At 73.5% G+C, this 21,261-nt stretch carries 17 protein-coding genes; 12 read left to right on the top strand and 5 right to left on the bottom strand.

What is annotated here, in order from left to right:
- Nucleotides 1–100 precede the first annotated feature (100 nt).
- Together BOQ63_RS21255 and BOQ63_RS21250 are read right to left on the bottom strand one after the other, a co-directional pair.
- Nucleotides 101–931 carry an MHYT domain-containing protein gene (locus BOQ63_RS21255; RefSeq protein WP_063736199.1) on the bottom strand — a complete coding sequence of 277 codons (831 nt, stop codon included), beginning with the start codon at nucleotides 929–931 and terminating at the stop codon, nucleotides 101–103.
- 284 nt (nucleotides 932–1,215) lie between these two features.
- Nucleotides 1,216–1,629 carry a VOC family protein gene (locus tag BOQ63_RS21250; RefSeq protein ID WP_046385751.1) on the bottom strand — a complete coding sequence of 138 codons (414 nt, stop codon included), beginning with the start codon at nucleotides 1,627–1,629 and terminating at the stop codon, nucleotides 1,216–1,218.
- A gap of 123 nt (nucleotides 1,630–1,752) precedes the next feature.
- On the opposite strand from BOQ63_RS21250, the gene BOQ63_RS21245 reads away from it, so the two are divergent.
- Nucleotides 1,753–2,187, top strand: coding sequence for a MarR family winged helix-turn-helix transcriptional regulator (locus tag BOQ63_RS21245; protein ID WP_030287092.1), 435 nt, complete (start codon nucleotides 1,753–1,755; stop codon nucleotides 2,185–2,187).
- Between the two features lie 65 nt (nucleotides 2,188–2,252).
- A complete protein-coding gene (locus BOQ63_RS21240; protein ID WP_454130247.1) occupies nucleotides 2,253–3,830 on the top strand; it encodes an MFS transporter in 1,578 nt (525 codons plus the stop codon).
- Nucleotides 3,831–3,894: 64 nt separating this feature from the next.
- On the opposite strand, the gene BOQ63_RS21235 is transcribed toward BOQ63_RS21240, so the two are convergent.
- Entirely contained in the window at nucleotides 3,895–4,413 is a 519-nt protein-coding gene (locus BOQ63_RS21235; protein ID WP_030552662.1) for a GNAT family N-acetyltransferase, read from the bottom strand.
- Nucleotides 4,414–4,459: 46 nt separating this feature from the next.
- On the opposite strand from BOQ63_RS21235, the gene thpR reads away from it, so the two are divergent.
- Nucleotides 4,460–5,059 (top strand): RNA 2',3'-cyclic phosphodiesterase, encoded by a 600-nt coding sequence (gene thpR, locus BOQ63_RS21230; protein WP_072654793.1) that lies wholly within the window; start codon nucleotides 4,460–4,462, stop codon nucleotides 5,057–5,059.
- Between the two features lie 384 nt (nucleotides 5,060–5,443).
- Here the strand turns inward: thpR and serC are convergent, their stop codons facing one another.
- Together serC and BOQ63_RS21220 are read right to left on the bottom strand one after the other, a co-directional pair.
- Nucleotides 5,444–6,562, bottom strand: coding sequence for a phosphoserine transaminase (gene serC, locus BOQ63_RS21225; RefSeq protein ID WP_030287102.1), 1,119 nt, complete (start codon nucleotides 6,560–6,562; stop codon nucleotides 5,444–5,446).
- Between the two features lie 161 nt (nucleotides 6,563–6,723).
- The gene (locus BOQ63_RS21220) at nucleotides 6,724–7,824 is read right to left on the bottom strand and encodes a citrate synthase 2 (protein WP_030287104.1); all 1,101 of its coding nucleotides are present in this window, start codon (nucleotides 7,822–7,824) and stop codon (nucleotides 6,724–6,726) included.
- A 417-nt stretch (nucleotides 7,825–8,241) separates the two neighbouring features.
- Here BOQ63_RS21220 and pdxH point away from each other — a divergent pair, with 417 nt between their 5' ends.
- From pdxH to BOQ63_RS21175, 9 genes are all read left to right on the top strand, one after another.
- Entirely contained in the window at nucleotides 8,242–8,874 is a 633-nt protein-coding gene (gene pdxH / locus BOQ63_RS21215; protein ID WP_050367137.1) for a pyridoxamine 5'-phosphate oxidase, read from the top strand.
- Nucleotides 8,875–9,037: 163 nt separating this feature from the next.
- Nucleotides 9,038–9,232, top strand: a complete 195-nt coding sequence (gene fxsA / locus BOQ63_RS21210) for an FxSxx-COOH cyclophane-containing RiPP peptide (protein ID WP_030287108.1) — start codon at nucleotides 9,038–9,040, stop codon at nucleotides 9,230–9,232.
- Nucleotides 9,233–9,364: 132 nt separating this feature from the next.
- Entirely contained in the window at nucleotides 9,365–10,759 is a 1,395-nt protein-coding gene (locus tag BOQ63_RS21205) for a TIR-like protein FxsC (RefSeq protein ID WP_051824455.1), read from the top strand.
- Complete coding sequence (fxsT, locus tag BOQ63_RS21200; protein ID WP_030287112.1) at nucleotides 10,756–14,769, top strand: FxSxx-COOH system tetratricopeptide repeat protein; 4,014 nt, start codon at nucleotides 10,756–10,758, stop codon at nucleotides 14,767–14,769. Before BOQ63_RS21205 ends, fxsT begins: the two co-directional genes overlap by 4 nt.
- A 43-nt stretch (nucleotides 14,770–14,812) precedes the next feature.
- Nucleotides 14,813–15,991: an FxsB family cyclophane-forming radical SAM/SPASM peptide maturase gene (locus BOQ63_RS21195; protein WP_043388183.1), complete on the top strand. Its 1,179-nt coding sequence runs from the start codon at nucleotides 14,813–14,815 to the stop codon at nucleotides 15,989–15,991.
- A 223-nt stretch (nucleotides 15,992–16,214) separates the two neighbouring features.
- Nucleotides 16,215–17,315 carry an aKG-HExxH-type peptide beta-hydroxylase gene (locus tag BOQ63_RS21190; RefSeq protein WP_150476032.1) on the top strand — a complete coding sequence of 367 codons (1,101 nt, stop codon included), beginning with the start codon at nucleotides 16,215–16,217 and terminating at the stop codon, nucleotides 17,313–17,315.
- Nucleotides 17,316–17,653: 338 nt separating this feature from the next.
- Nucleotides 17,654–17,839 (top strand): FxSxx-COOH cyclophane-containing RiPP peptide, encoded by a 186-nt coding sequence (gene fxsA, locus BOQ63_RS21185; protein ID WP_030287119.1) that lies wholly within the window; start codon nucleotides 17,654–17,656, stop codon nucleotides 17,837–17,839.
- A gap of 56 nt (nucleotides 17,840–17,895) precedes the next feature.
- The gene (locus tag BOQ63_RS21180) at nucleotides 17,896–20,322 is read left to right on the top strand and encodes an FxsB family cyclophane-forming radical SAM/SPASM peptide maturase (protein WP_150476030.1); all 2,427 of its coding nucleotides are present in this window, start codon (nucleotides 17,896–17,898) and stop codon (nucleotides 20,320–20,322) included.
- Nucleotides 20,323–20,339: 17 nt separating this feature from the next.
- Nucleotides 20,340–21,110 (top strand): AAC(3) family N-acetyltransferase, encoded by a 771-nt coding sequence (locus tag BOQ63_RS21175; RefSeq protein WP_030287123.1) that lies wholly within the window; start codon nucleotides 20,340–20,342, stop codon nucleotides 21,108–21,110.
- Nucleotides 21,111–21,261: the final 151 nt, after the last annotated feature.

The following is a 21,261-nucleotide window of genomic DNA, read 5'->3' as shown; positions in this document are numbered from 1 at the left end:
CGGGGCGTTCCAGGACGGGCCCTCGGAGCCCTCGGAGTGTCCGGACGCGAGGACGCCCGGCCGGGGTGGGGGCCCGGCCGGGCGTCCTCGCGTCCGGAGTTCAGCGCCGGGCGCGCGTCTCGCTCATCAACCGCCGCTGCTGCGGGGGGACCCGAGGGGGTCGCGGCGGCAGCGGCGCGGCGGGGCCGGCCAGCAGCGGCTTCGTGGAGGCCTTGCTCGGCGAGACGGCGAAGGCCAGTGAGCCGAAGAAGACGTAGCAGCCGAGCCCGACCCCGAGCGGGAAGATGAACTGCAGGGCCATCACGCCGCCCTGGGTGGAGTGCGAGGAGTCCAGGCGGACGGAGAGCGCTGCCATCCCGGTGTAGTGCATGGCGCAGACGGCCACGCCCATCACCGGCGCCGCCGCCAGTACGGCGAGGGTGCCCCGGATGTTCAGCGCGGCCCAGAGCGCGGCCGTCGCCGCGAACACCGCGATGGCGACCGACAGCCCCACCGTGACGTGGTCGTAGCCGAGGTGGCCGGGCAGGACCATCGCGGCCATGCCCAGGTAGTGCATCGCCGCGACCCCGAGCCCGGTGGTCAGCCCGCCGACCAGCAGGGCCAGCAGCGGGTGGCTGCGCCAGTACCCGACGGTGAACAGCCCGATGCCCACCACGGCGACGGCGACCAGCAGGCTGAGCACGGTCAGCCCCGGCTGGTAGCTGATCTCGACGCCGCTGACCGAGAAGCCGAGCATCGCGATGAAGTGCATGGACCAGATGCCCGCCCCGAGCGAGGTCGAGGCGAAGAGCAGCCAGGCGATCCGGCTGCGGCCCTGTGAGACGAGTGCCCAGCGGGCGCTGCGCAGGGCGACGAAGGCACCGAGACAGGCGACGAAGTACGAAACCGCCGGTGTCACCCAGCCGTGGTCGGCATGATGGATCTCGCCCAATTGAGCTCCCTGGAATGGGGTTGCGGACGCCAGGGCTCGGACGGAAGCGGTGGGCCGGGTGGGCCGGGGAGGGCGTTCGGGAAGCGGCACGGGACGGGTTCCGTCGCGAGGGGGCCCGGCGTGTGGTGCACCTGACAGCGGGGACAGTAGCCACTACCCGCCAGTCGCACAAGGTTCGCGGTTTTCGTGAAATCCCAGGTCAGGCTGGATCTTTACGCCGTCTGCATGATCTTGGCACCAAGCCCTGACACTGCCTGCGCACCGCCCCCGGGCCTCTTTGGCGGTTACTCCAGCGGGGCGAGGCCGAACGGGTGGCCGGCCGGGTCGATCAGCACCTTGAGGGTGCGGCCGTGCTGATAGTCGGGCTCGGTGGCGCCGAGTGCGAGGGCCTTCGCGGTGGACTCCTCCAGGTCGTCGACGTAGAAGTCGAGGTGGAAGTGCTTGCTGCCGTCCGGCTCGGTCCACGGCTCCGGCCGGTAGCCGGTCACCCGTCCGAAGCCCAGCGGGCTGCCGCCCTCCGGGTTGTCCAGGATCGCGAAGTGCTCGTCGACGTGCCGCGTCTCCCAGCCCAGCAGCTCGCCGTAGAACGAGGCCAGCGCGACCGGGTCGGCGCAGTCGATGGTGACCATGGCGAGCCGGGCGAAGCCGGTGTCGCCCTGCGGGGACTGCGGCGGTTGTTCGGCGACGACGTCGGACATGGCTGGTCGGCCCTTCCGGGAGTTGGGAGCGGTGGCCCCATGACCAATATGGCACCGGGCCGATCTTCCGGCACGGCGGGAACCCGTTTTTCCTTAGAGAGAGTAATGACGTAAGCTAAAGAGATGCCCGAGATGTCCGAGCAGGACCTCGCAGCGATCTCACAGCTGCGGTCGTCCACGATGCGCCTCTCCCGACGACTCAAACACCAGCGGGTGGAGGAGTCGCTCAGTCCTACCGAGATGGGAGTGCTGGGCACCCTCGCCCGGTGCGGGAAGGCGACGCCGGGTGAGCTCGCCCGGAAGGAGCACGTGCAGCCTCCTTCGATGACCAGGATCGTCGCGATGCTGGAGGAGAAGGGGCTGGTGCGGCGCGAGCCGCACCCCGAGGACCGCCGCCAGGTCGTCGTCAGCAGCACCGAGCAGGCCGAGACGATCCTCACGGAGAGTCGTCGGCGCAGGAACGTCTGGCTCGCCGAGCTCGCCCAGGGGCTCGACGATGAGGAGTGGGCCGTCCTCCGGGAAGCCGCTCCTGTGCTCTACAAGCTCGCACACCTCTAGGCACACCGAGCCCGGCCCAGCCGCCGGGAGACGAAGGAGCCCGCATCACCGCAGGACAGACCACCATGACCAGGAGCGCGACGGCCCCCGCCGGGGCCGTCGCGCCGCGAGGGGAGACCACCGTGACACCGCCGGCCGCAGCCAGCGCCGCCGCCATCCGTACCGACGACCCGACCACCGACCCCGCCGCGGACAGCACCGCGGCCGCCGACGCCCAGGCCTCCGCCCCCAGCGGTCTGCCCGGCAGCGGCGACGACGACCCCGACGAACGCACCGCGGCGGACTCCGCCGCTCAGCGCCGAACCCGTTCGGCCGCATCTCCCACGGGAGCCGAGTTCACCCGGCCGCGGGGGATGTTCTCCTCCCTGCGCGTTCGCAACTACCGCTACTACTTCGCCGGCCAGGTGGTGTCCAACACCGGCACCTGGATGCAGCGGATCGCCCAGGACTGGCTGGTCCTGAGCCTCACCGGCAGCCCGCTCGCGGTCGGCATCACCACCGCCATGCAGTTCCTGCCGATGCTGCTGCTCGGCCTGTTCGGCGGCGTGCTCGCCGACCGGATGCCCAAGCGCCGGCTGCTGATCCACACCCAGGGCACCATGGGCCTGCTCGCCGCGGGCCTGGCCGTACTGACCATCGGCGACGTCGTGACGCCGTACTACGTGTACGCCTTCGCGCTGCTGCTCGGCCTGGTCACCGTGGTCGACAACCCGACCCGGCAGGCCTTCGTCTCCGAGATGGTCGGGCCCAAGGACCTCGCCAACGCCGTCAGCCTGAACGCCGCCAACTTCCAGACCGCCCGCCTGGTCGGCCCCGCCGCCGCGGGCCTGCTGATCGCCGCGGTCGGCAGCGGCTGGGCGTTCGCCGTCAACGCGCTGTCCTTCGCCGCCGTGATCGGCGGGCTGCTCGCGATGCGGGAGAGCGAACTGCGCCCGACCGAGCCGATCGCCCGTGAGAAGGGCCAGCTGCGCGAGGGCCTGCGGTACGTGAAGGAGCGGCCCGAGCTGCTCTGGCCGATGGTCCTCGCCGGGTTCATCGGCACGTTCGGGTTCAACTTCCCGACGCTGCTGTCCGGGTTCGCGCACGACACCTTCAAGGTGGGCGCCGGCCAGTACGGCATACTCAACACCGCGATGGCGGTCGGCTCGCTGGCCGGCGCGCTGCTCGCCGCCCGCCGCGGCGCGCCCCGGCTGCGCCGGCTGGTCGGCGCGGCGCTGGCCTTCGGCACCCTCGAGGTGGTCGCGGCCTTCGCGCCCGACTACTGGACCTTCGCGCTGCTGCTGACGCTGATCGGGGTGTTCGGGCTGAGCTTCAACACCTCGGTCAACTCCACCCTGCAGCTGGCCACCGACCCCGAGATGCGCGGTCGGGTGATGGGCCTGCTGGTGCTGGTCTTCACCGGCGGCACGCCGATCGGCGCCCCGGTGGTGGGCTGGGTCACCGCCTCGTACGGGCCCCGGCTCGGCCTGCTGGCCTGCGGCGTGGTGTCCGCGCTCGCGGCCGCCGCGGTCGGCCTGGTGCTGGCCCGCAGCGCGGACCTGCGGGTGCGGTTCGACCTGCACCCCGGTCGCGGCGGGCGGGTGGTGGCCTTCGTGCCGCGCGCCGCCTCGGCGGGCAAGGGCGAGCTGGTCCCCGCCTGCTGACGATGCGTCGGGGAGCCCCGGAAGTGAACGTCCGGGGTTCCCTGACGGCGCGTCGAGTGCCGTGTCAGAGGCGGATTTCGAGCACCTGGCCGGGCCAGGTGCCGGTGGGCTGCTCGACCTCGAAGCCCACGGTCTCGGTGAAGCCGAGCGCCCTGTACTGGCCGACCAGCTTCCGGTCGGCGCCGGCGTAGCAGTCCACCCGCAGCAGGCCGATGCCGCGCCGGCGGGCCTCCTCGACCGCGTCGGCGATCAGCGCGGCGCCGATGCCGGAGCCCTTTCGGCTGCGGTCGGTGACCAGGTGACGGACGTAGAGCTCGCGCTCGTCCACGAGGGGGATGTACTTCCCGGGCTCCTCGGCCAGCACGCAGCAGCCGACCGTACGGCCCTCGTCGTCCACCGCGAGGCGGATCAGGAACGGCTCGGCCGCGTACTGCTCGATGTGCTCCACCCGGGCCGGATTGGTGGAGAACGGCTGGTCGCCCCACTGGCCGGTGCGCCCCTGGGCGGCCAGCCAGGCGATGGCGCCGTCGAGCATGGACAGGATGTCGGGGATGTCCGCGAGGCCCCCGGTGCGGATCTTCATGGACAACGGTTCTACCTGAAACGGCCGATCGGGGGAAGATTGGTCCATGAGGCTGTTCGTGGCGGTACTGCCGCCGGTCGCGGCGTTGCAGGGGCTCTCGGACGCGGTCGCGCCGGTGCGCGGGCTGCCCGGGGCGGACCGGCTGCGCTGGACCACGGTCGAGGACTGGCACCTCACGCTGGCCTTCCTCGGGGAGGTCGCCGAGGACCGGCTGACGGAGCTGACGACGGGCCTGGCCGCAGTCGCCGAGGCGACCCCGGCGCACCGCCTGCGACTCGCGGGGGCCGGGCGCTTCGGCGACCGGGTGCTCTGGGCCGGGGTCGGAGGGCAGACCTGGGCGCTGCGACGGCTCGCCGAGGCCGTGTACGGGGCCACTGAGGACATCACCGCCGAGGTGGACGCGTTCGGCTTCCACCCGCACCTGACGCTGGCCCGGGCCGGGTCCTCGCGCGGGCGGCGGCGGGCCGAGCGGCGGGCGTCGGCGGCCGAGGTGGAGGCGCTGGTGGCCGCGCTGGCCGGGTACCGGGGGCCGGACTGGGAGGCCGCCGAACTGCACCTGATGCGGAGCGATCAGGGCGGTGGCGGCGGCCCGCACTACGAGTCGGTGCGCGCCTGGTCGCTGGCGCGCTGGGCGGCGTACCCGTAACGGGTTGCCGGACCGGTGCCGGCGGGCTCCAGTCCTGCGGCGACCGCCGAGGTGTCCGACATCGCCGGCGTCGTGGCCTTCCCGTCCTCACCGGACTCCCGCCGGATCACCGGCCGGCACCTCGGCGCCACCGGCGGGGCGGCCCTCGGTGTCAACCTGCTGTGAGCCGCAGGTACGCTCGATGACCGTGGATCCCAAGACTCGTATGCGCATCGTCTCCGGCACCCTGGTGCTGCTGCTGGCCGTCGTGCTGATCGGCGCCCTGGTCGGCAAGTAGGCCGACCGGGGCGGGACGGCGAGGCCGGACGGCGGCGCGGCAGCCGGGAACGGCGAGAGGGCCACCGCCCGCAGGCGGTGGCCCTCAGCCGTTCCCTGAGGGAGCCGTCAGAGCTGCTCGACCACGTGGTCGATGCAGTGGGTGAGCGCCTCGACGTCCGCCGGGTCGATCGCCGGGAACATCGCGATGCGCAGCTGGTTGCGGCCCAGCTTGCGGTACGGCTCGGTGTCCACGATGCCGTTGGCACGCAGTGCCTTGGCGACCGCGGCGGCGTCCACCGACTCGTCGAAGTCGATGGTGCCGACCACCTGGGAGCGCTCGGCCGGGTTCGCCACGAACGGGTTGGCGAAGGAGGACTTCTCGGCCCAGCCGTACAGCCGGGACGAGGAATCAGCCGTACGGGCGACGGCCCAGTCCAGCCCGCCGTTGCCGTTCAGCCACTCCAGCTGGTCGGCCAGCAGGAACAGGGTGGCGATCGACGGGGTGTTGTACGTCTGGTCCTTCGACGAGTTGTCGATGGCCGTCGGCAGCGAGAAGAACGGCGGGACGTACCGGCCGGAGCCGGCGATCTCCGCGGCGCGCTCCAGGGCGGCCGGGGAGAAGGTGGCCAGCCACAGGCCGCCCTCGGAGGCGAAGGACTTCTGCGGGGCGAAGTAGTAGACGTCGGTCTCGGTGATGTCGACCGGCAGGCCGCCGGCGCCCGAGGTGGCGTCCACCAGCACCAGCGAGCCCTCGTCGGCGCCGACCGGGCGCTTGATCGGCATCGCGACACCGGTGGAGGTCTCGTTGTGGGTGAGGCCGTAGACGTCCACGCCCGCCTCGGCGACCGGCAGCGGGTGGGTGCCCGGGGCGGTCTTGATCACGGTCGGCTCGGCCAGCCACGGGGCGGCCTTGACCGAGGAGGCGAACTTCGAGGAGAACTCGCCGAAGTCCAGGTGCTGGGACTTCTCCCGCACCAGGCCGAAGGCGGCGATGTCCCAGAAGGCGGTGGAGCCGCCGTTGCCGAGGACGACTTCGTAGCCCTCCGGCAGCGAGAAGAGGCTGCTCACGCCCTCGCGCACGCGCTTGACCAGGTTCTTGACCGGGGTCTGGCGGTGCGAGGTGCCGAGCAGCGAGGTCTGGGTGGCGGCGAGGGCACTCAGGGCCTCGGGGCGCACCTTGGACGGTCCGCAGCCGAAACGGCCGTCTGCGGGCTTGATGTCAGCGGGGATCTGGATCTGAGCCACGCCCGCAGCCTACCGGCCGGGGGCCCCGCGGGGTACGGTCGTCCGCTCGCTGAGACTGTGATCTCGGCAGCCCGCAGGTGTGCGAACAGCGGGCCCGGCCGGAGCCGGACCCGCTGGTCAGGGGCGTTTTCGCGATCGGACGCCCGGTGCGTTCAGGGCTTTCAGTGGGCGATGGCGTCCCAGCCCTCGATCTCCTCGGGACGGCGCGGACCGGGGCCGATGTAGCGCGCGGAGGGGCGCACGAGGCGACCGGTGCGCTTCTGCTCCAGGATGTGCGCCGACCAGCCCGCGGTGCGCGCACAGGTGAACATCGAGGTGAACATGTGCGCCGGGACCTCGGCGAAGTCCAGCATGATCGCGGCCCAGAACTCGACGTTGGTGGCGAGCACCCGGTCGGGGCGGCGGGCGTGCAGCTCCTCCAGCGCGGCCTTCTCCAGCGCCTCGGCGACCTCGAAGCGCGGCGCGCCGAGCTCCTTGGCGGTGCGGCGCAGCACGCGGGCGCGCGGGTCCTCGGCGCGGTAGACGCGGTGGCCGAAGCCCATCAGGCGCTCGCCCTTGTCCAGTGCGTTCTTGACCCACTTGACGGCGTCGCCGGTGCGCTCGATCTCCTCGATCATGCCGAGCACGCGGGAGGGGGCGCCGCCGTGCAGCGGGCCGGACATCGCGCCGACCGCGCCGGAGAGCGCGGCCGCGACGTCGGCGCCGGTGGAGGCGATGACCCGGGCGGTGAAGGTGGAGGCGTTCATGCCGTGCTCGGCGGCCGAGGTCCAGTAGGCGTCGACGGCCTTGACGTGCTTCGGGTCCGGCTCGCCCCGCCAGCGGATCATGAAGCGCTCGACGACCGTCTCGGCCTTGTCGATCTCGCTCTGCGGGACCATCGGCAGGCCCTGGCCGCGGGCGGACTGGGCGACGTACGACAGCGCCATCACGGCGGCGCGGGCGAGGTCGTCGCGGGCCTGCTCGGCGGAGATGTCGAGCAGCGGCTTGAGGCCCCAGACCGGGGCGAGCATGGCGAGCGCGGACTGCACGTCGACCCGGATGTCGCCGGAGTGGACCGGGATCGGGAAGGGCTCGGCGGCCGGCAGGCCGGGGTTGAACTTGCCGTCCACGAGCAGGCCCCAGACGTGGCCGAAGGAGACGTGGCCGACCAGGTCGTCGATGTCGACACCGCGGTACCGCAGGGCGCCGCCTTCACGGTCGGGTTCGGCGATCTCGCTCTCGAACGCGACGACTCCCTCAAGCCCGGGTACGAAATCGGACATACGACGGCTCCTTCAGTTCTGCGATCGGCGCTCCGCCGTGGTGGGGCGGTTCGCCAGTGACCGAATCGTGGTTGGCACTCGGTGCCAGAGTGACAGGCACGGGGTGCATTGCGCCATACACCACCGCGGTGATGTTTCCCGTGGGACCCGCTCGACCTTCCGCCGGGGGTCGGTCGTGCCCGGGGGTTCCCGGAACCAAAACGCCCGGTTCCGGACAATTCCCCGTACGGCGGGCGGCCGAGCGGTGGCGAGTCACGATAACTCCGGCCGGGGTTTGTCCGGAGGTAGCGGTGCCGGTTGCTTGTCGTACGGGATGATGTTGGCGTGCAGACCCCGGAACGCGCCCAGCCGACGCCCCTGAGCCCCGCCACCCGGACCCTGGCCGACGCGGCCAGCCCCGGTCCGGACCTCGCCGCGATGCGCAAGCACTACACCCACGAGGGCCTGGCCGAGGAGCAGCTCGCACCCGAGCCGGTCGCCCAGTTCGCCCGCTGGTTCCTGGAGGCGGACGGCGCCGGGGTGGTGGAGCCCAACGCCATGGTGCTCTCCACCGCCGACGCCCAGGGCCGGCCCAGCTCGCGCACCGTGCTGCTCAAGGGCTACGACGTGCGCGGCTTCGTGTTCTTCACCAACTACGGCTCCCGCAAGGGCTCCGAGCTCGCCGTCAACCCGCACGCCGGACTCCTCTTTCCCTGGATCGCGTTGGCCCGCCAGGTGATCGTCCAGGGCAGGGTCGAGAAGGTCGGCCGCGACGAGACCGCCGCCTACTTCCGCACCCGCCCGCACGGCTCCCAGCTCGGCGCCTGGGCCAGCGAGCAGTCCAGCCCGGTCAGCGGCCGCGACGTCCTCGAACAGCGCTACGCAGACCTGGAGCGCCGCTACCCCGAGGGCGAGGGGGTCCCCGTGCCGCCGTTCTGGGGCGGCTACCGGGTCGTCCCGGAGAGCGTCGAGTTCTGGCAGGGCCGGGAGAACCGCCTGCACGACCGCCTGCGCTACCTCGCCGACCCGGCCTCCCCGACGGGCTGGCGGGTGGAACGGCTCTGCCCGTGACCGGCGGGGCGGCCGGCCGTACCGCATCCGGGCGCGGCGCGTGCACGGATCTGACGCACCGTCACCGTTTTGTGTAGAATGTGCGCGTCGCGGACCGGGGTCGATTCCTTTTCGGCCACCGTCCCGCTGTGCCGGCGTGGTCGAGCGAGGGACTAAGGGACTGATGAGCGTCACCGGTGCGGAAACCGCCGCGGGACTCGGCTCCGACCTGGTCGACGTCGCCGCCCTGCCGCTCGACGAGCTCGACGCCCTTCCCGACACCGTCCTCGGCGACCTGCTCCGCCGGGTCGTCGCGGACGCCCTGACCCCCGGCGCGGAGCCGCTGGCCGCCTTCCAGTCGGCGCTCGAACTCCGATGACCGGCCGCTGACCGCCGGTTAAACCCCCGGGGCTCGAAAAATCACCAACTCCCGCTCCTTCCGGTGCAGTTCACGACATGCTGGGTAAGAAACCAGCGCCGTCACGGCACCGTCGGGGTCGGGGGGAAACAGGTGAGTGAGCGGGAACAGCAGCGGCCGTACTTCTTCTTCAGCTACGCGCGTCGGGACTTCGAGGCGGGGGACGCCTTCGTCGACCAGTTCTTCAACGACCTGAGGGACGAACTCGGGCGCATCCTCGGACCGGCCGTCCAGGCCGACGAACTCGCCTTCCGTGACACCGAGCGGCTGCGCCTGGGCGACGAGTGGGCCGAGAAGCTGGCGCTGATGCTCGGCCGCAGTCGGACCATGGTCGCGCTCTACTCCCCGGCCTACTTCTCCAGCCTGTACTGCGGCAAGGAGTGGACGGCCTTCCGCGGCAGGGTCCGGCGCCACCACGAGGAGACCGCGGAGCTGGTCTCGGCACTGATCCCGGTGCTCTGGGAGCCGGTCGCGCCGGGCGAACTGGTCACCGAGGTCACCAAGATCCAATGGGCCCAGCCGGACATGGGGGACGCCTACGCCCGGCACGGCCTGCGCGCCCTGCTGCGCACCGCCCAGCAGGACGCCTACCGGCAGGTCGTCCGGGTGGTCGCCGGACGGATCCGGGACGCGGCCGTGCGCCGGCTCGCCGAACTGCCCGAGTTCGACCTCGACGCCGTCCGCGGCTACTTCCCCGGACCGGCCGCGCCGGCGCCCGCCACCGAGCCCGGCATGGTGCGGCTGTTCATCGCGGCCGGCCGGGCCTCGGAGGCCGCCGCCGAGGGCGGCTCGTACGCGGGCGGCTGGTACGGGGCCAAGCCCTGGCACTGGGCGCCGTTCTACCCTCCCGCCCAGCCGTCGCTCGCCTCCCGCGCCCAGCAGGTGATCACCAACGCCGGCCACACCACCACGCTGGAGGAGATCGGCGCCGGGCTCGGCGAGAAGCTCGACCAGGCCCGCGAGGACAGCCAGGTCAGCGTGCTGCTGGTGGACCCGTGGGCGGCCGGGAGCGAGCGCTACCGGGCCGCCCTGCGCGAGTACGACGACCAGAACCACCCGGTCACCGGCGTGGTGGTGCCGATCGGCGGCAACGACCCGGACGGGGAGCGCGAAGCGCCGTGGGCGGGCGTGCGCGGAGTGTTCCGCCGCAACTGGTTGCGCCGGCGTGACCCGGAGCAGTTGTTCCGGGTGAAAGTGAGCCGGGAGAGCTTCGACACCGACCTCGCCATCATGGTGACGGTCGCTCAGAACAAGCTCATGGACGACAACTTGGATTGGGGGGACGATGGCGGCGACGCCTTCGGCTTCGGTCCGGGCGGCGGCCCCGACATGCCCGGGCTGACCATCCCGGCCGGCCCGCCCGATCCCTCCGGTCCGCCGCACAGCCCGTCCGCGGGCCGTGGGCCGGCCCCGACACCGAACGACATGCCGGGCCAGCGCCCGGGCAGCCACGACGGCTCTGTCCCGCTGAGGGGAGACGGACGATGAACACTGAGCCCGGCGCGGAGGCGGGACGCGGCGGACCGGGTTCGGTCGTCACGTTCTACTCGTTCAAGGGCGGCACCGGCCGCACCATGGCGCTCGCCAACGTCGGCTGGATCCTCGCCAGCCGGGGCCTGCGGGTCCTGGTGGTCGACTGGGACCTGGAGGCGCCCGGCCTCCACCGCTACTACCACCCGCTCCTGGTCGACCCCGAACTCCACTCCACCGACGGGCTGATCGACCTGCTGCGCTCCTACGTCAGGCAGGCGCTGCCCTCCGCCACCGGGCCGACCGGCCGACCCCCGGCCGCCTGGCTGGACGAACCCGGGCGGCTCGACGGATACATCTGCGGCCTCGCCCTCGACCTGCCCGCCGGCGCCCGGCTCGACTTCCTTCCCGCCGGACGGCAGAACGCCGCCTACGCGGCCGCCGTCACCAGCTTCAACTGGCGCAGCTTCTACCACGGCCGGGACATCCGCGGCGGCGAGTTCCTGCGCGAGCTGCGCGAACGCTGGGCCCGCGCCTACGACTACGTGCTCATCGACAGCCGCACCGGCGTCAGCGACACCTCCGGCATCTGCACCGTGCTGATGCCCGACACCGTGGTCGACTGCTTCACCTTCAGCGCCCAGAACATCCGCGGCGGCGTCGACGCCGCCCGGGCCATCGCCGAGGCCGAGGAGCGGGCCATCCGCGTCCTGCCGGTGCCGATGCGGGTCGAGGACGCGGAACAGGAACGCCTCGAAGCCGGCCGGGACTTCGCCCGGGAGGCCTTCGCCCCCTACCTCGGCCGCTGGCTGCCCGGTGACCGCCGGGCCGCCTACTGGGCCGACGTCGAAGTGCCGTACAAGCCGTTCTACGCCTACGAGGAGGTGCCGGCCACCGTCGCCGACCGGCCGCAGGAGGCGCGCAGCCTGCTCAACGCCTTCGAGCGGCTGGCCGAGTGGATCACCGACGGCCGGGTCCGCTCGCTGCGCCCGCTCAGCTCCGAGGCCCGCCGCCGACTGTACGGCGCCTACCTGCGCTCCGCCCGGGCGGTGCCCCGCCAGGTCTTCGTCAGCTACGCGCCCGAGGACCGGATGTGGGCCGAGTGGGCGGCCGCCACCCTCACCCGCTTCGGCTACCAGACCTCCCTGCACAACGCCGCCGATCCGCACGCCGGCCAGCGCCCGCCCGAGGTCGCCGGGCCGCTCGACGGCCAGGGCCGGCTGCTCGCGCTGCTCTCGCCCGAGTACACCGCGCTGCCCCGCGCCGCCGAGGTCTGGCAGCTCCTCCAGGGGCGCGAACTCCCCTCCGGAGCGTCGGCGTTGGTCGCCCTGCGGCTGCAGGACTCGGACGAGCCGGTGCCCCGCCCGTTCGTCGGCCAGGCGGTGCCCGACCTGATCCGCTCCTCCGCGACCGGCGCCGAGGCCCAGCTGTACGGCGAACTCGGCCCGCCGCCCGGCAGCAACCGCCAGTTCGACTCCGACAGCGGCGAGTTCCTGGCCCCGGCGCGGTTCCCCGGCACCGCCCCGCAGGTCCAGGAGGCGCCCTCGCGCAACGCCGCCTTCATCGGTCGCGGCAAGCTGCTCGAACTGCTCCGCAACCGCTTCACCGGCGGACCCGCCGCCGTCCTCAGCCAGGTCCTCTACGGCTTCGGCGGCGCCGGGAAGTCCCAGATCGCCGCCGAGTACGCGCACCGCTTCAAGTCCGCCTACGACGTCATCTGGTGGGTGCCCGCCGAGGAGCCCGCCAACATCCCGCAGAAGCTCGCCGAACTCGCCCCCCGGCTCGGCGTGCCCACCAGCGACGACGTCGCCCACACCGCCGCCGCCGTCCTCGACGCGCTGCGCCGCGGCCACCCGTACCGCCGCTGGCTGCTGGTCTTCGACAACGCCGGCACCCCCGAGGAGCTCGCCCCCTGGCAGCCCGGCGGCTCCTCCGGCGGGCACGTGCTGATCACCTCGCGCAACCAGGGCTGGGCCCGGCACGCCGGCCTGGTCGAGGTCGACGTCTTCCTTCGCGAGGAGAGCATCCGGCTGCTGCGCCGCTTCAACGGCGGCCTCTCCCCGGAGGACGCCGACCAGGTCGCCCACCGCCTCGGCGACCTCCCGCTCGCCGTCGGCCAGGCCGCCGTCTGGCTGCAGGAGACGTCGATGCCGATCGCCACCTACCTCGAACTGCTCGACGGCGAACTCACCGAGATGCTGGAGCGCACCCGGCTGCGCCCCGCCGAGTACCCCCACTCCGCCGCCGCCACCTGGCGCATCTCGGTCGAGGAACTGCGCCGGATGAACGCCCCCGCCGCCCAGATCCTGGAGATCTGCGCCTTCTTCGGCCCGGACGCCATCCCGATGCGGCTGCTCTACAGCCGGGCCGTCACCCGCGCCCTGCGGCTGCCCCCGCGCGCACCCCGCGACAAGCTCGCCATCGGCGAGTTCCTGCGCGCCATCAACCGGTTCGGGCTCGCCCGCACCGACCAGGGCAGCGAGACCATCACCGTGCACCGGCTGGTCCAGGCGGTGCTCCGGGACCAGGTCGAGGAGGGCCGGCGGGCCGAGCTGAGCGGCGTCGTGCACGCGGCCCTGGCCACCGCCAACCCCGGCGACCCGGACATCCCCGCCAACTGGGCCGAGTACGCCGAACTCCTGCCCCACCTCTGGCCGTCCGGCGCGCTCGACAGCTCGGATGAGGACGTCCGGCAGTGGATCATCGACTCGGTCCGCTACCAGTGGAAGCGCAGCCTCCACGAGTCCGGCCGGGAACTCGCCGAACGGACCCTGGAGCACTGGCGCGAGGACGGCTACGGCGGCCCCGGATTCGACGCCGACAACGACGCCCAGACGCTGATGCTGCGCACCCAGCTGAGCAACATCCGCCGCTCCCAGGGCGCCCTCCAGGAGGCGTACGAGATGGACCGGGACATCCTGGAGCGGTTCACCGCGACCCTGGGCCCGGAGCACTCGCACACCCTCGCCGTCGCCAACAGCCTCGGCGCCGACCTGCGCTTCCTCGGCCGCTACGACGAGGCCCGGGCGCTCGACCGCAGGACCCTCGACGCGGCCCGGCGCACCCTCGGCCCGGACCACCCGCGCACCCTGATGATCACCAACAACCTCGCCGTCTCCGACTACCTGGCCGGCGACCGCCGCGCCGCCCTGGAGCGGCACCGCAGCAACTACCTCCAGCAGCGCGACGCCCTCGGCGCGCACAGCCTGTACGCGCTGTCCTCCGCCTCCAACTACGCCCGCGACCTGCGCGAGACCGGGCGGCTGCGGGAGGCGCTGGACCTGCTGGAGGAGACCGTGCGGATCTACCAGCAGACCATCGGCGACAACCACACCGACACCCTGCGCGCCCGCAAGAACCTCGCCGTGGCGCTGCGCCGGGCCGGCCGCTACCACGAGGCCCTGGAGATCGACGAGGACATCTACCAGCGCTACCTGGACATCAACGGCCCCGAGCACCCGGACACCCTGGCCGCCGCCACCAACCTGGCCAGCGACCTCAACGCGCTCGGCGACACCGACCGGGCCATCCCGCTGGCCGAACGGGCCCTCGCCCGCTACCGCGACTACCTCGGAGAGGACCACCCGGTCACGCTGGCCGGCGCCAACAACCTCTCGGTCTACCTGCGGCTGGCCGGGCGGCTCGCGGAGGCCCGGGAACTGTCCGGGCGCACGCTCGCGCAGTTCCGGACCGTCCTCGGCGCGCACCACCTCTACATCCCGATCGCGATGATGAACCACGCCAACGACCTGGCGGTGGGCGGCGAGATCCCGGCCGCGCTCGCCCTGGAGACGGAGGCGGCGCCGCTGATGACCGAGGCGCTCGGTCCGGACCACTACGACTCCATCGGCATCAACTCCAACCTGTCGCTGAGCCTGGCGGCGGTCGGCGAGGGCGAGCGGGCCGCCGACCTGCGGGCGGACTGCATCCGGCGGGCCCGGGTGACGCTGGGGGAGGAGCACCCGACCACGGTCGCCGTGAAGGCGGGGACGCGGCTGGACTCGGACGTGGAGCCCCCGCACGTGTGACGGGCGGTCAGCGAACCCGCCGGGCGGTGCTAGGTTCACGCGCATGGTGCCGTTCCGGCAGTTCCTGCTGAAGATCCACAGCCGTTGCAACCTGGCCTGCGACTACTGCTACATGTACGAGGGCGCCGACCAGAGCTGGCGCGACCGGCCCCGGCGGATGGACCGGCCGACCGTGCGGCGCACCGCCCGGCGGATCGCCGAGCACGCGGCCGAGCAGGGGCTGGACGAAGTCTCCGTGGTGCTGCACGGCGGCGAGCCGCTGCTCGTCGGACCGGCCCACCTGGACGCGCTGCTGGCCGAGCTGGCCCGGATCGCCGACGCCGGGCCGCGGGTGCGGTTCAGCCTGCAGACCAACGGGCTGCGGCTGCTGGACCAGCCCGCGCTGCTCGACGTGCTGCACCGCCACCGGGTCGGCGTGGCGGTCTCGCTGGACGGCGCCCGGGCCGACCACGACCGGCACCGGCGGCTGCCCTCCGGCGCGGGCAGCTGGGAGCGGACCGCGGCGGCGGTGCGGCTGCTCGGCTCGGACCGGCACCGGGAGCTGTTCGCCGGCCTGCTGTGCGTCGTCGACCTCGCCGCGGACCCGGTCGCCACCTACGAGGCGCTGCTGGAGTTCGCGCCGCCCCGGCTCGACCTGCTACTGCCGCACGCCACCTGGCAGGAGCCGCCGACGGGCGTCCGGCGGCCCGTACCGTGCGCGGTGCCCTCCGGCGCCGATCCCGCGCCGTACGGGGAGTGGCTGATCGCCGCCTTCGACCGCTGGTACGACGCGCCGTACCGGGAGACCGGGGTGCGGCTGTTCGAGGAGCTGTCGGTCCTGCTGCTCGGCGGGCGGGCGGCCAGCGAGGCGGTGGGGCTGGCACCGGTGGACCTGGTGGTGGTCGAGGCGGACGGCACGATCGAGCAGGCCGACAGCCTCAAGGTGGCGTACGACGGCGCCGCCCGGACGGGCCTGGACGTGTGGCGGCACGGCTTCACGGAGGCGGCCGCGCACCCGGCGTTCCGGGCCCGTCAGCGCGGCCTCGCCGGGCTCGGGCCGGTGTGCGCGGCCTGCCCGCTGGTCCGGGTCTGCGGCGGGGGGCTCTACGCCCACCGCTGGGCGGGGGACGGCTTCGCCCACCCGTCCGTGTACTGCGCGGACATGGACCGGCTGATCCGGCACATCGCGGGCAGGCTGCGGGCCGGGGTGGCGGAGCTGGCCGGGGCCGGGCAGCGGCGGTAGGGCGTGCCTGAGGGGGCCGGCGGGTGCCTCGGGGCCGGGCCCCGCGGGCGGTGCTCACCCGTCCGGGTCATGCGCGGGTCGGGACCGGCTGAGTCGGCGCCGCGCGGGGAGACTGCGGGCGGACCGGACGGCCGGTCCGGCTGTTCGGGGCCCTCAGGGCGATCAGGTCTTCAGGGCGTTCGGCCGCCTTCAGGCGTTCAGGCTTTCGGGAGAGGACGGACCGGTGACGGGTACGGGCGAGGCGGTGGCGGCCGGGGTGCCGGGCGCGCGGGGTAGCGGCGGGGACGGGCTGCCCCGGCACGTCCTGGACCGGGCGACGTTCCGGGCGATCGCGGGCGCGCGCGGCGGACCGGAGGCCGTCCGGCTGCTGCGTGCCGGGCAGTTGAGCAAGCGGGCCCTGCTGCTGGTGGCGATGCGCCGGGTGGCTCCCCGGGACGAGGGCTTCCGGGAGGCGTACGACGAGCTGTGCGCGCTCCAGCGGAGCGACCGGGCGCGCTGGGAAGAGGTGCTGCTGCGACCGGAGTTGGACGCCTGGGCGGCCGACTGCCTGCGGGCGCTGTCGCTCGGCCCGGCGGCACCGCCGGACGGGCCGGCCGGGCCGTCCGGGCTGGGCGGACCGGCCGGGCTGGGCGGGTTCCTGCGGGCGGGCGTGGGGCCGGTGCTCGACCTGGAGTGCGACGGGCTGCGCTGGACGCCGGTGGTCGACCACCTCGGGCCGCGCCGGGTGGACTACGGCCGGCCTCCGGCCGGGCCGCTGTCCACAGCGGAACTTCGCGGCTGGGAGGAGCAGTTGGCGGCCGCCTGGGAGATCCTGGTGCGCCGCCACCGCGGGCAGGCGGCGGCGGTGGCGGCCTGCGTCGCCGCCGTGGTGCCGCTGCACCCCGCCCCCGGCGGCGAGGCGGTCAGTTCCGCGGCCCGCCGGGCGTACGGGGCGGTGGCGACCTCGCTGCCGGGCGATCCGGTGCTGCTGGCGCTGGCTCTGGTGCACGAGTTCCTGCACGTCCAACTCGGCGCCCTGCTGGACCTGGTGCCGCTGCACCGGCCGAACGGCCCGGCGGTCCACCACGCCCCGTGGCGGCCCGATCTGCGCCCGGCCGGTGCGCTGCTCCAGGGAACGTACGCACACCTGGGGGTGGCGTCCTTCTGGTGTGCCGAGGCGGCTGCGGGGGTGAGTGAACGGGAGCGCGCGGAAGAGGAGTTCGCCCGCTGGCGGGCGCACACCCTGACGGCGGCCGGGACTTTGCTGGAATGCGGTGAACTCACGCACAACGGAAGGGAGTTCACCGAGGAACTGGCACGTTCTGTCCGTGCGCTGGGTGGCTGAGGCGGCTCGCCCGGCCCTTCGGACATCCGCAGGCCGGGCGTCGGCACGGCGATTTCGGGAGCGGTTTTGCTCCTGTGGCGCGCCCTTCGGGAGAACCGGCCGAGGGGCTCGAACGCCTGCTCCGGCCACCGCGCTTCGGCGTGCGCCATGGCGAAGTGCGCGACCGCTGAACGGGTGAATTCTGGGCCCTTCACGCGCCGTGGTATGGCGTCGGTCGGCTGGGCGGACCAACTTGGGGAGACAAGGTGCCGCGCGGAGTCCCTGCGGGCACTACATTGGTCGCAACTGGGTGGCCTACCCGCACTCGGCAGGTCCTAACCGCGCCTAAGGAAACGAATATGACTCCGGTAACCAGCACCAGGCCGGCCGGCAACCTCACTGACACTCAGGAGACGCCGGAACGCCCCTCCCTCGCCGAGCTCGCCGCCCTGGGTGCGGAGGAACTCGCCTCCCAGCTGCAGCGCGCCCTTCCCGGCGCGGAATCCGGCCGTGTTCCGGTAGCGGCCTTCAACTCCTCGATCTGAAACCGGACCGGAACACCGAAACGGACTCAGGCCGAGCTGAACCCGCCACATCCATGATGACGCGAATTCCGGTGCCACTGACGCAATTCGTGGTCAAGATGCACAGCCGGTGCGACCTCGCCTGCGACCACTGCTACGTCTACGAGCACGCGGACAGCAGCTGGCGCTCCCGCCCCAAGGTCATCGGGGACGGGATCCTGGCCAAGGCCGCCGAGCGGATCGGCGAGCACGCGGTCGCCCATCGGCTGTCCACCGTCCGGGTCGTCCTGCACGGGGGAGAACCCCTGCTCGCCGGCCCGGGCCGGTTGCGCCGCGCCGCCGAGGCGCTGCGGTCGGCGCTGCCGCCCGAGTGCGCACTCGACCTGCGCATCCACACCAACGGCGTGCTGCTCAGCCGCGCCTTCTGCGCCCTGTTCGCGGAGCTGGACGTCAAGGTCGGCATCTCGCTGGACGGCGACCGGGCCGCCAACGACCGGCACCGGCGGTTCGCCGACGGGCGGAGCAGCCATCCGCAGGTGCTGCGGGCGGTGGGGCTGCTGAACGAGCCCGAGTACCGGCACCTGTTCGCCGGGTTGCTGTGCACCGTCGACATCGAGAACGACCCGGTGGCCGTGTACCGTGCGCTGGCCGAACTCCGGCCGCCGACAGTGGACCTCCTGCTGCCGCACGCCACCTGGGAGGCTCCGCCGAAGCGGCTCCCGGCGGGCGGGGAGGCGCCGTACGCGGACTGGCTGCTGACCGTCCACGGGCTGTGGGAGGCGGACGGACGGCCGTTCGTCGTGCGGACCTTCGAATCCGTGCACAGGACGCTGCGGGGGCTGTCCAGCCTGACCGAGTCGCTGGGGCTGGAACCCTCGGACCTGGCCGTGCTGGAGACGGACGGGACGTTCGAGCAGGCGGACAGCCTGAAGACCGCCTACGACGGGGCGCCCGTCACCGGGATGAACGTTTTCGCGCACAGCCTCGACGACCTCGCCCGCCACCCCGGGATCGCCGCCCGGCAGTCCGGCCTGGCCGGACTGAGCGCGGCCTGCCGGGCCTGTCCGGTGGTGCGCTCCTGCGGGGGCGGACTGTACGCCCACCGCTACCGAGCGGACACTGGCTTCGACAATCCCTCCGTCTACTGCGGTGACCTCATGACTCTCATCAACGGCATTGCGGGGGCAGGTGGTTCGGCTGCGGCTGCGGCTCCGACCGCTGAGCCGGCCGCTGCTCCGGCTCGGGGCGGGGAAGCGCTGCTGCCGGCGGCGCTCGCTCCGGCCCAACTCGACGAACTGGCCCGGGGGTACGGGAGCGCCGCCACCGTCGCCGCCCTCGGGAACTCCCAACTGGCCCTGACCCGGGCCATGCTGGCCGCCGCCTGGGACGCCTCCGGGCAGGGCCGGGCGGAGGCCTGGGAGCTGCTGTCCGAGCTCGACGGGGCGGCGGCCCCGGCCGTGGACGCGGTGCTGGCGCACCCGTACGCCCGGGCCTGGGCCGCGCGGCGGCTGGCCGGGGACCTGGCGGTCGGACTCGGGCCGCTGGCCGCGCTGGCCGCCGCGGCGGCGGTGCGGGCCGGGCGGGGCGACGCGGTCGCGGTGCCGGTGCGGGGCGGGTGGCTGCACCTGCCGACGCTGGGGCGGGTCGCGGTGCCGGACGGGGAGGCGGTGGTCACCGGGCGGGCGGACGGCTTCGAGGTGCGGGCCGCCGACGGCTCGGTGCGCACGGCGCTGGACCAGCCGCTGCGGCGGGTCCGGCTGGCCGGGGGCTGGACGGTCGCACTGGAGGACCTCGACCCGCTGCGGGACAGCCACGACCACCCGGTGGCCGAGCGGCTGCCGGAGGCCGAACTGCTCAACTGGACGGGCGCGTTGCGGGAGGCCTGGGAGCTGCTCGGGCGCGACCTGCCCGGCTACGCGGAGGGCATCCGGGCCGGGCTCGGGACGGTGACCCCGCTGCGGCCGGGCCCGGCGGGCCGGGACGTCAGCTCGGCGGCACGGCAGGCGTACGGGGCGGTCGGCATCGCCCGGCCCGCGACGGCGCCGACCCTGGCGCTGCTGCTCGCGCACGAGTTCCAGCACGTGAAGCTGGGGGCGGTGCTCGATCTTCACGACCTCTACGACCGGGCCGACGACCGGCTGTACTTCGCCCCCTGGCGGCCCGATCCGCGCCCGCTGGAGGGCCTGTTGCAGGGCACGTACGCGCACCTCGCGGTGACCGAGTACTGGGGCACCCGGACGGTCGCGTACGACGGCCTCGCGGGGGAGGCCGCCGAACGGGCGCGGGCGCAGTTCGGGCTCTGGCGGCGGTACACGGCGGAGGCGGTCGAGCGGCTGGCCGGGTCGGGGGCGCTGACCGGGCTCGGGGCGCGGTTCGCCGAGGGGATGCGAGAGAGCGTCGAGCCGTGGCTCGCGGTGCCGCTGCCGGCGGCGGCGGAGCGGGACGCCGAGCGGGCGCGGCGGGAACGCGACGAGCGCAGCCGCCTGCGGTCGGTCGAGGCCTGATTTCGGGAGGAGTTCCGGTGCTCTCCACTGCTGCGCTCGTCGAAGGGTTCACCCGGCTCGGCGTCCGGCCGGGCATGGTGCTGCACGTCCAGGCTTCGCTGCGGGCGCTCGGGCCGGTCGAGGGCGGGGCGGGGGGCGTGGTCGACGCCCTGTGCGAAGTGCTGGGGCCGGACGGCACGTTGGTGGCGTACACCGCGACGCCCGAGAACTCCGCGACGTCGCGGATCCACCAGGAGGCCGTCGCCGGTCTCTCCCCGGCGGAGGTCGAGGCCCACCGGGCACGGATGCCGCGGTTCGACCCGGCGGCCACCCCGGCCTCCCCGACCATGGGAGCGCTGTCGGAGGCCGTCCGCACCCGGCCCGGCGCCCTGCGCAGCGGCCATCCGCAGACCTCCTGGACGGCCCTCGGCGCCCGGGCGGAGGAGATCACGGCCGGCCACCCGCTCACCTCCCACCTGGGCCCGGAGTCCCCGCTCGGGCGGCTCTACGAACTCGACGCCCGGGTGCTGATGCTCGGCGTCGGAATGGCCCGCTTCACGGCCTTCCACCTCGCCGACCTGCGCCAGCCCGGTGTGCGGCTGCGCGAGTACCGGTGCGTCGGCGCGGACGGCTGGACGGCCTTCCGGGCGCCCGACCTGGACGACCTGCACTTCGCCGAGCTGGGGGACCGGGTGCTCGGTTCGGCGGCCGGGATCTCCGGTGCACGGATCGGTACGGCCGACTGCAGGCTCGTACCGGTCCGGGAGGCGGTCGACCTCGCCGACGGGTTCCTGCGGGCCCTGGCATAGCGTTCATTCTCAATCCATTGCAATGAATGTGCTCGGTGCCGTTGCATTCCCGGCAGGGCCGTTGCAATGAATTTGCGCTATTCACCTGCAATGACGCTGTTTTGATGCCTCCTTGGCGTTGCCTGGATGGCGAACGCAACGTAGCGTTTCC

Source organism: Streptomyces viridifaciens, assembly GCF_001888885.2.
Taxonomy (GTDB): Bacteria; Actinomycetota; Actinomycetes; order Streptomycetales; family Streptomycetaceae; genus Kitasatospora; species Kitasatospora aureofaciens.
The sequence above is the reverse complement of the archived record's forward strand: the minus strand, read 5'-3'. Positions and strand labels throughout refer to the sequence as shown.

Bases quoted from the DNA above. Each gene is read 5' to 3' on its own strand.
- BOQ63_RS21250 (WP_046385751.1), bottom strand. From the start codon at position 1,629: ATGTCCGACGTCGTCGCCGAACAACCGCCGCAGTCCCCGCAGGGCGAC.
- BOQ63_RS21245 (WP_030287092.1), top strand. From the start codon at position 1,753: ATGCCCGAGATGTCCGAGCAGGACCTCGCAGCGATCTCACAGCTGCGG.
- BOQ63_RS21240 (WP_454130247.1), top strand. From the start codon at position 2,253: ATGACCAGGAGCGCGACGGCCCCCGCCGGGGCCGTCGCGCCGCGAGGG.
- BOQ63_RS21235 (WP_030552662.1), bottom strand. From the start codon at position 4,413: ATGAAGATCCGCACCGGGGGCCTCGCGGACATCCCCGACATCCTGTCC.
- thpR (WP_072654793.1), top strand. From the start codon at position 4,460: ATGAGGCTGTTCGTGGCGGTACTGCCGCCGGTCGCGGCGTTGCAGGGG.
- BOQ63_RS21220 (WP_030287104.1), bottom strand. From the start codon at position 7,824: ATGTCCGATTTCGTACCCGGGCTTGAGGGAGTCGTCGCGTTCGAGAGC.
- pdxH (WP_050367137.1), top strand. From the start codon at position 8,242: ATGCGCAAGCACTACACCCACGAGGGCCTGGCCGAGGAGCAGCTCGCA.
- fxsA (WP_030287108.1), top strand. From the start codon at position 9,038: ATGAGCGTCACCGGTGCGGAAACCGCCGCGGGACTCGGCTCCGACCTG.
- fxsT (WP_030287112.1), top strand. From the start codon at position 10,756: ATGAACACTGAGCCCGGCGCGGAGGCGGGACGCGGCGGACCGGGTTCG.
- BOQ63_RS21195 (WP_043388183.1), top strand. From the start codon at position 14,813: ATGGTGCCGTTCCGGCAGTTCCTGCTGAAGATCCACAGCCGTTGCAAC.
- fxsA (WP_030287119.1), top strand. From the start codon at position 17,654: ATGACTCCGGTAACCAGCACCAGGCCGGCCGGCAACCTCACTGACACT.
- BOQ63_RS21180 (WP_150476030.1), top strand. From the start codon at position 17,896: ATGACGCGAATTCCGGTGCCACTGACGCAATTCGTGGTCAAGATGCAC.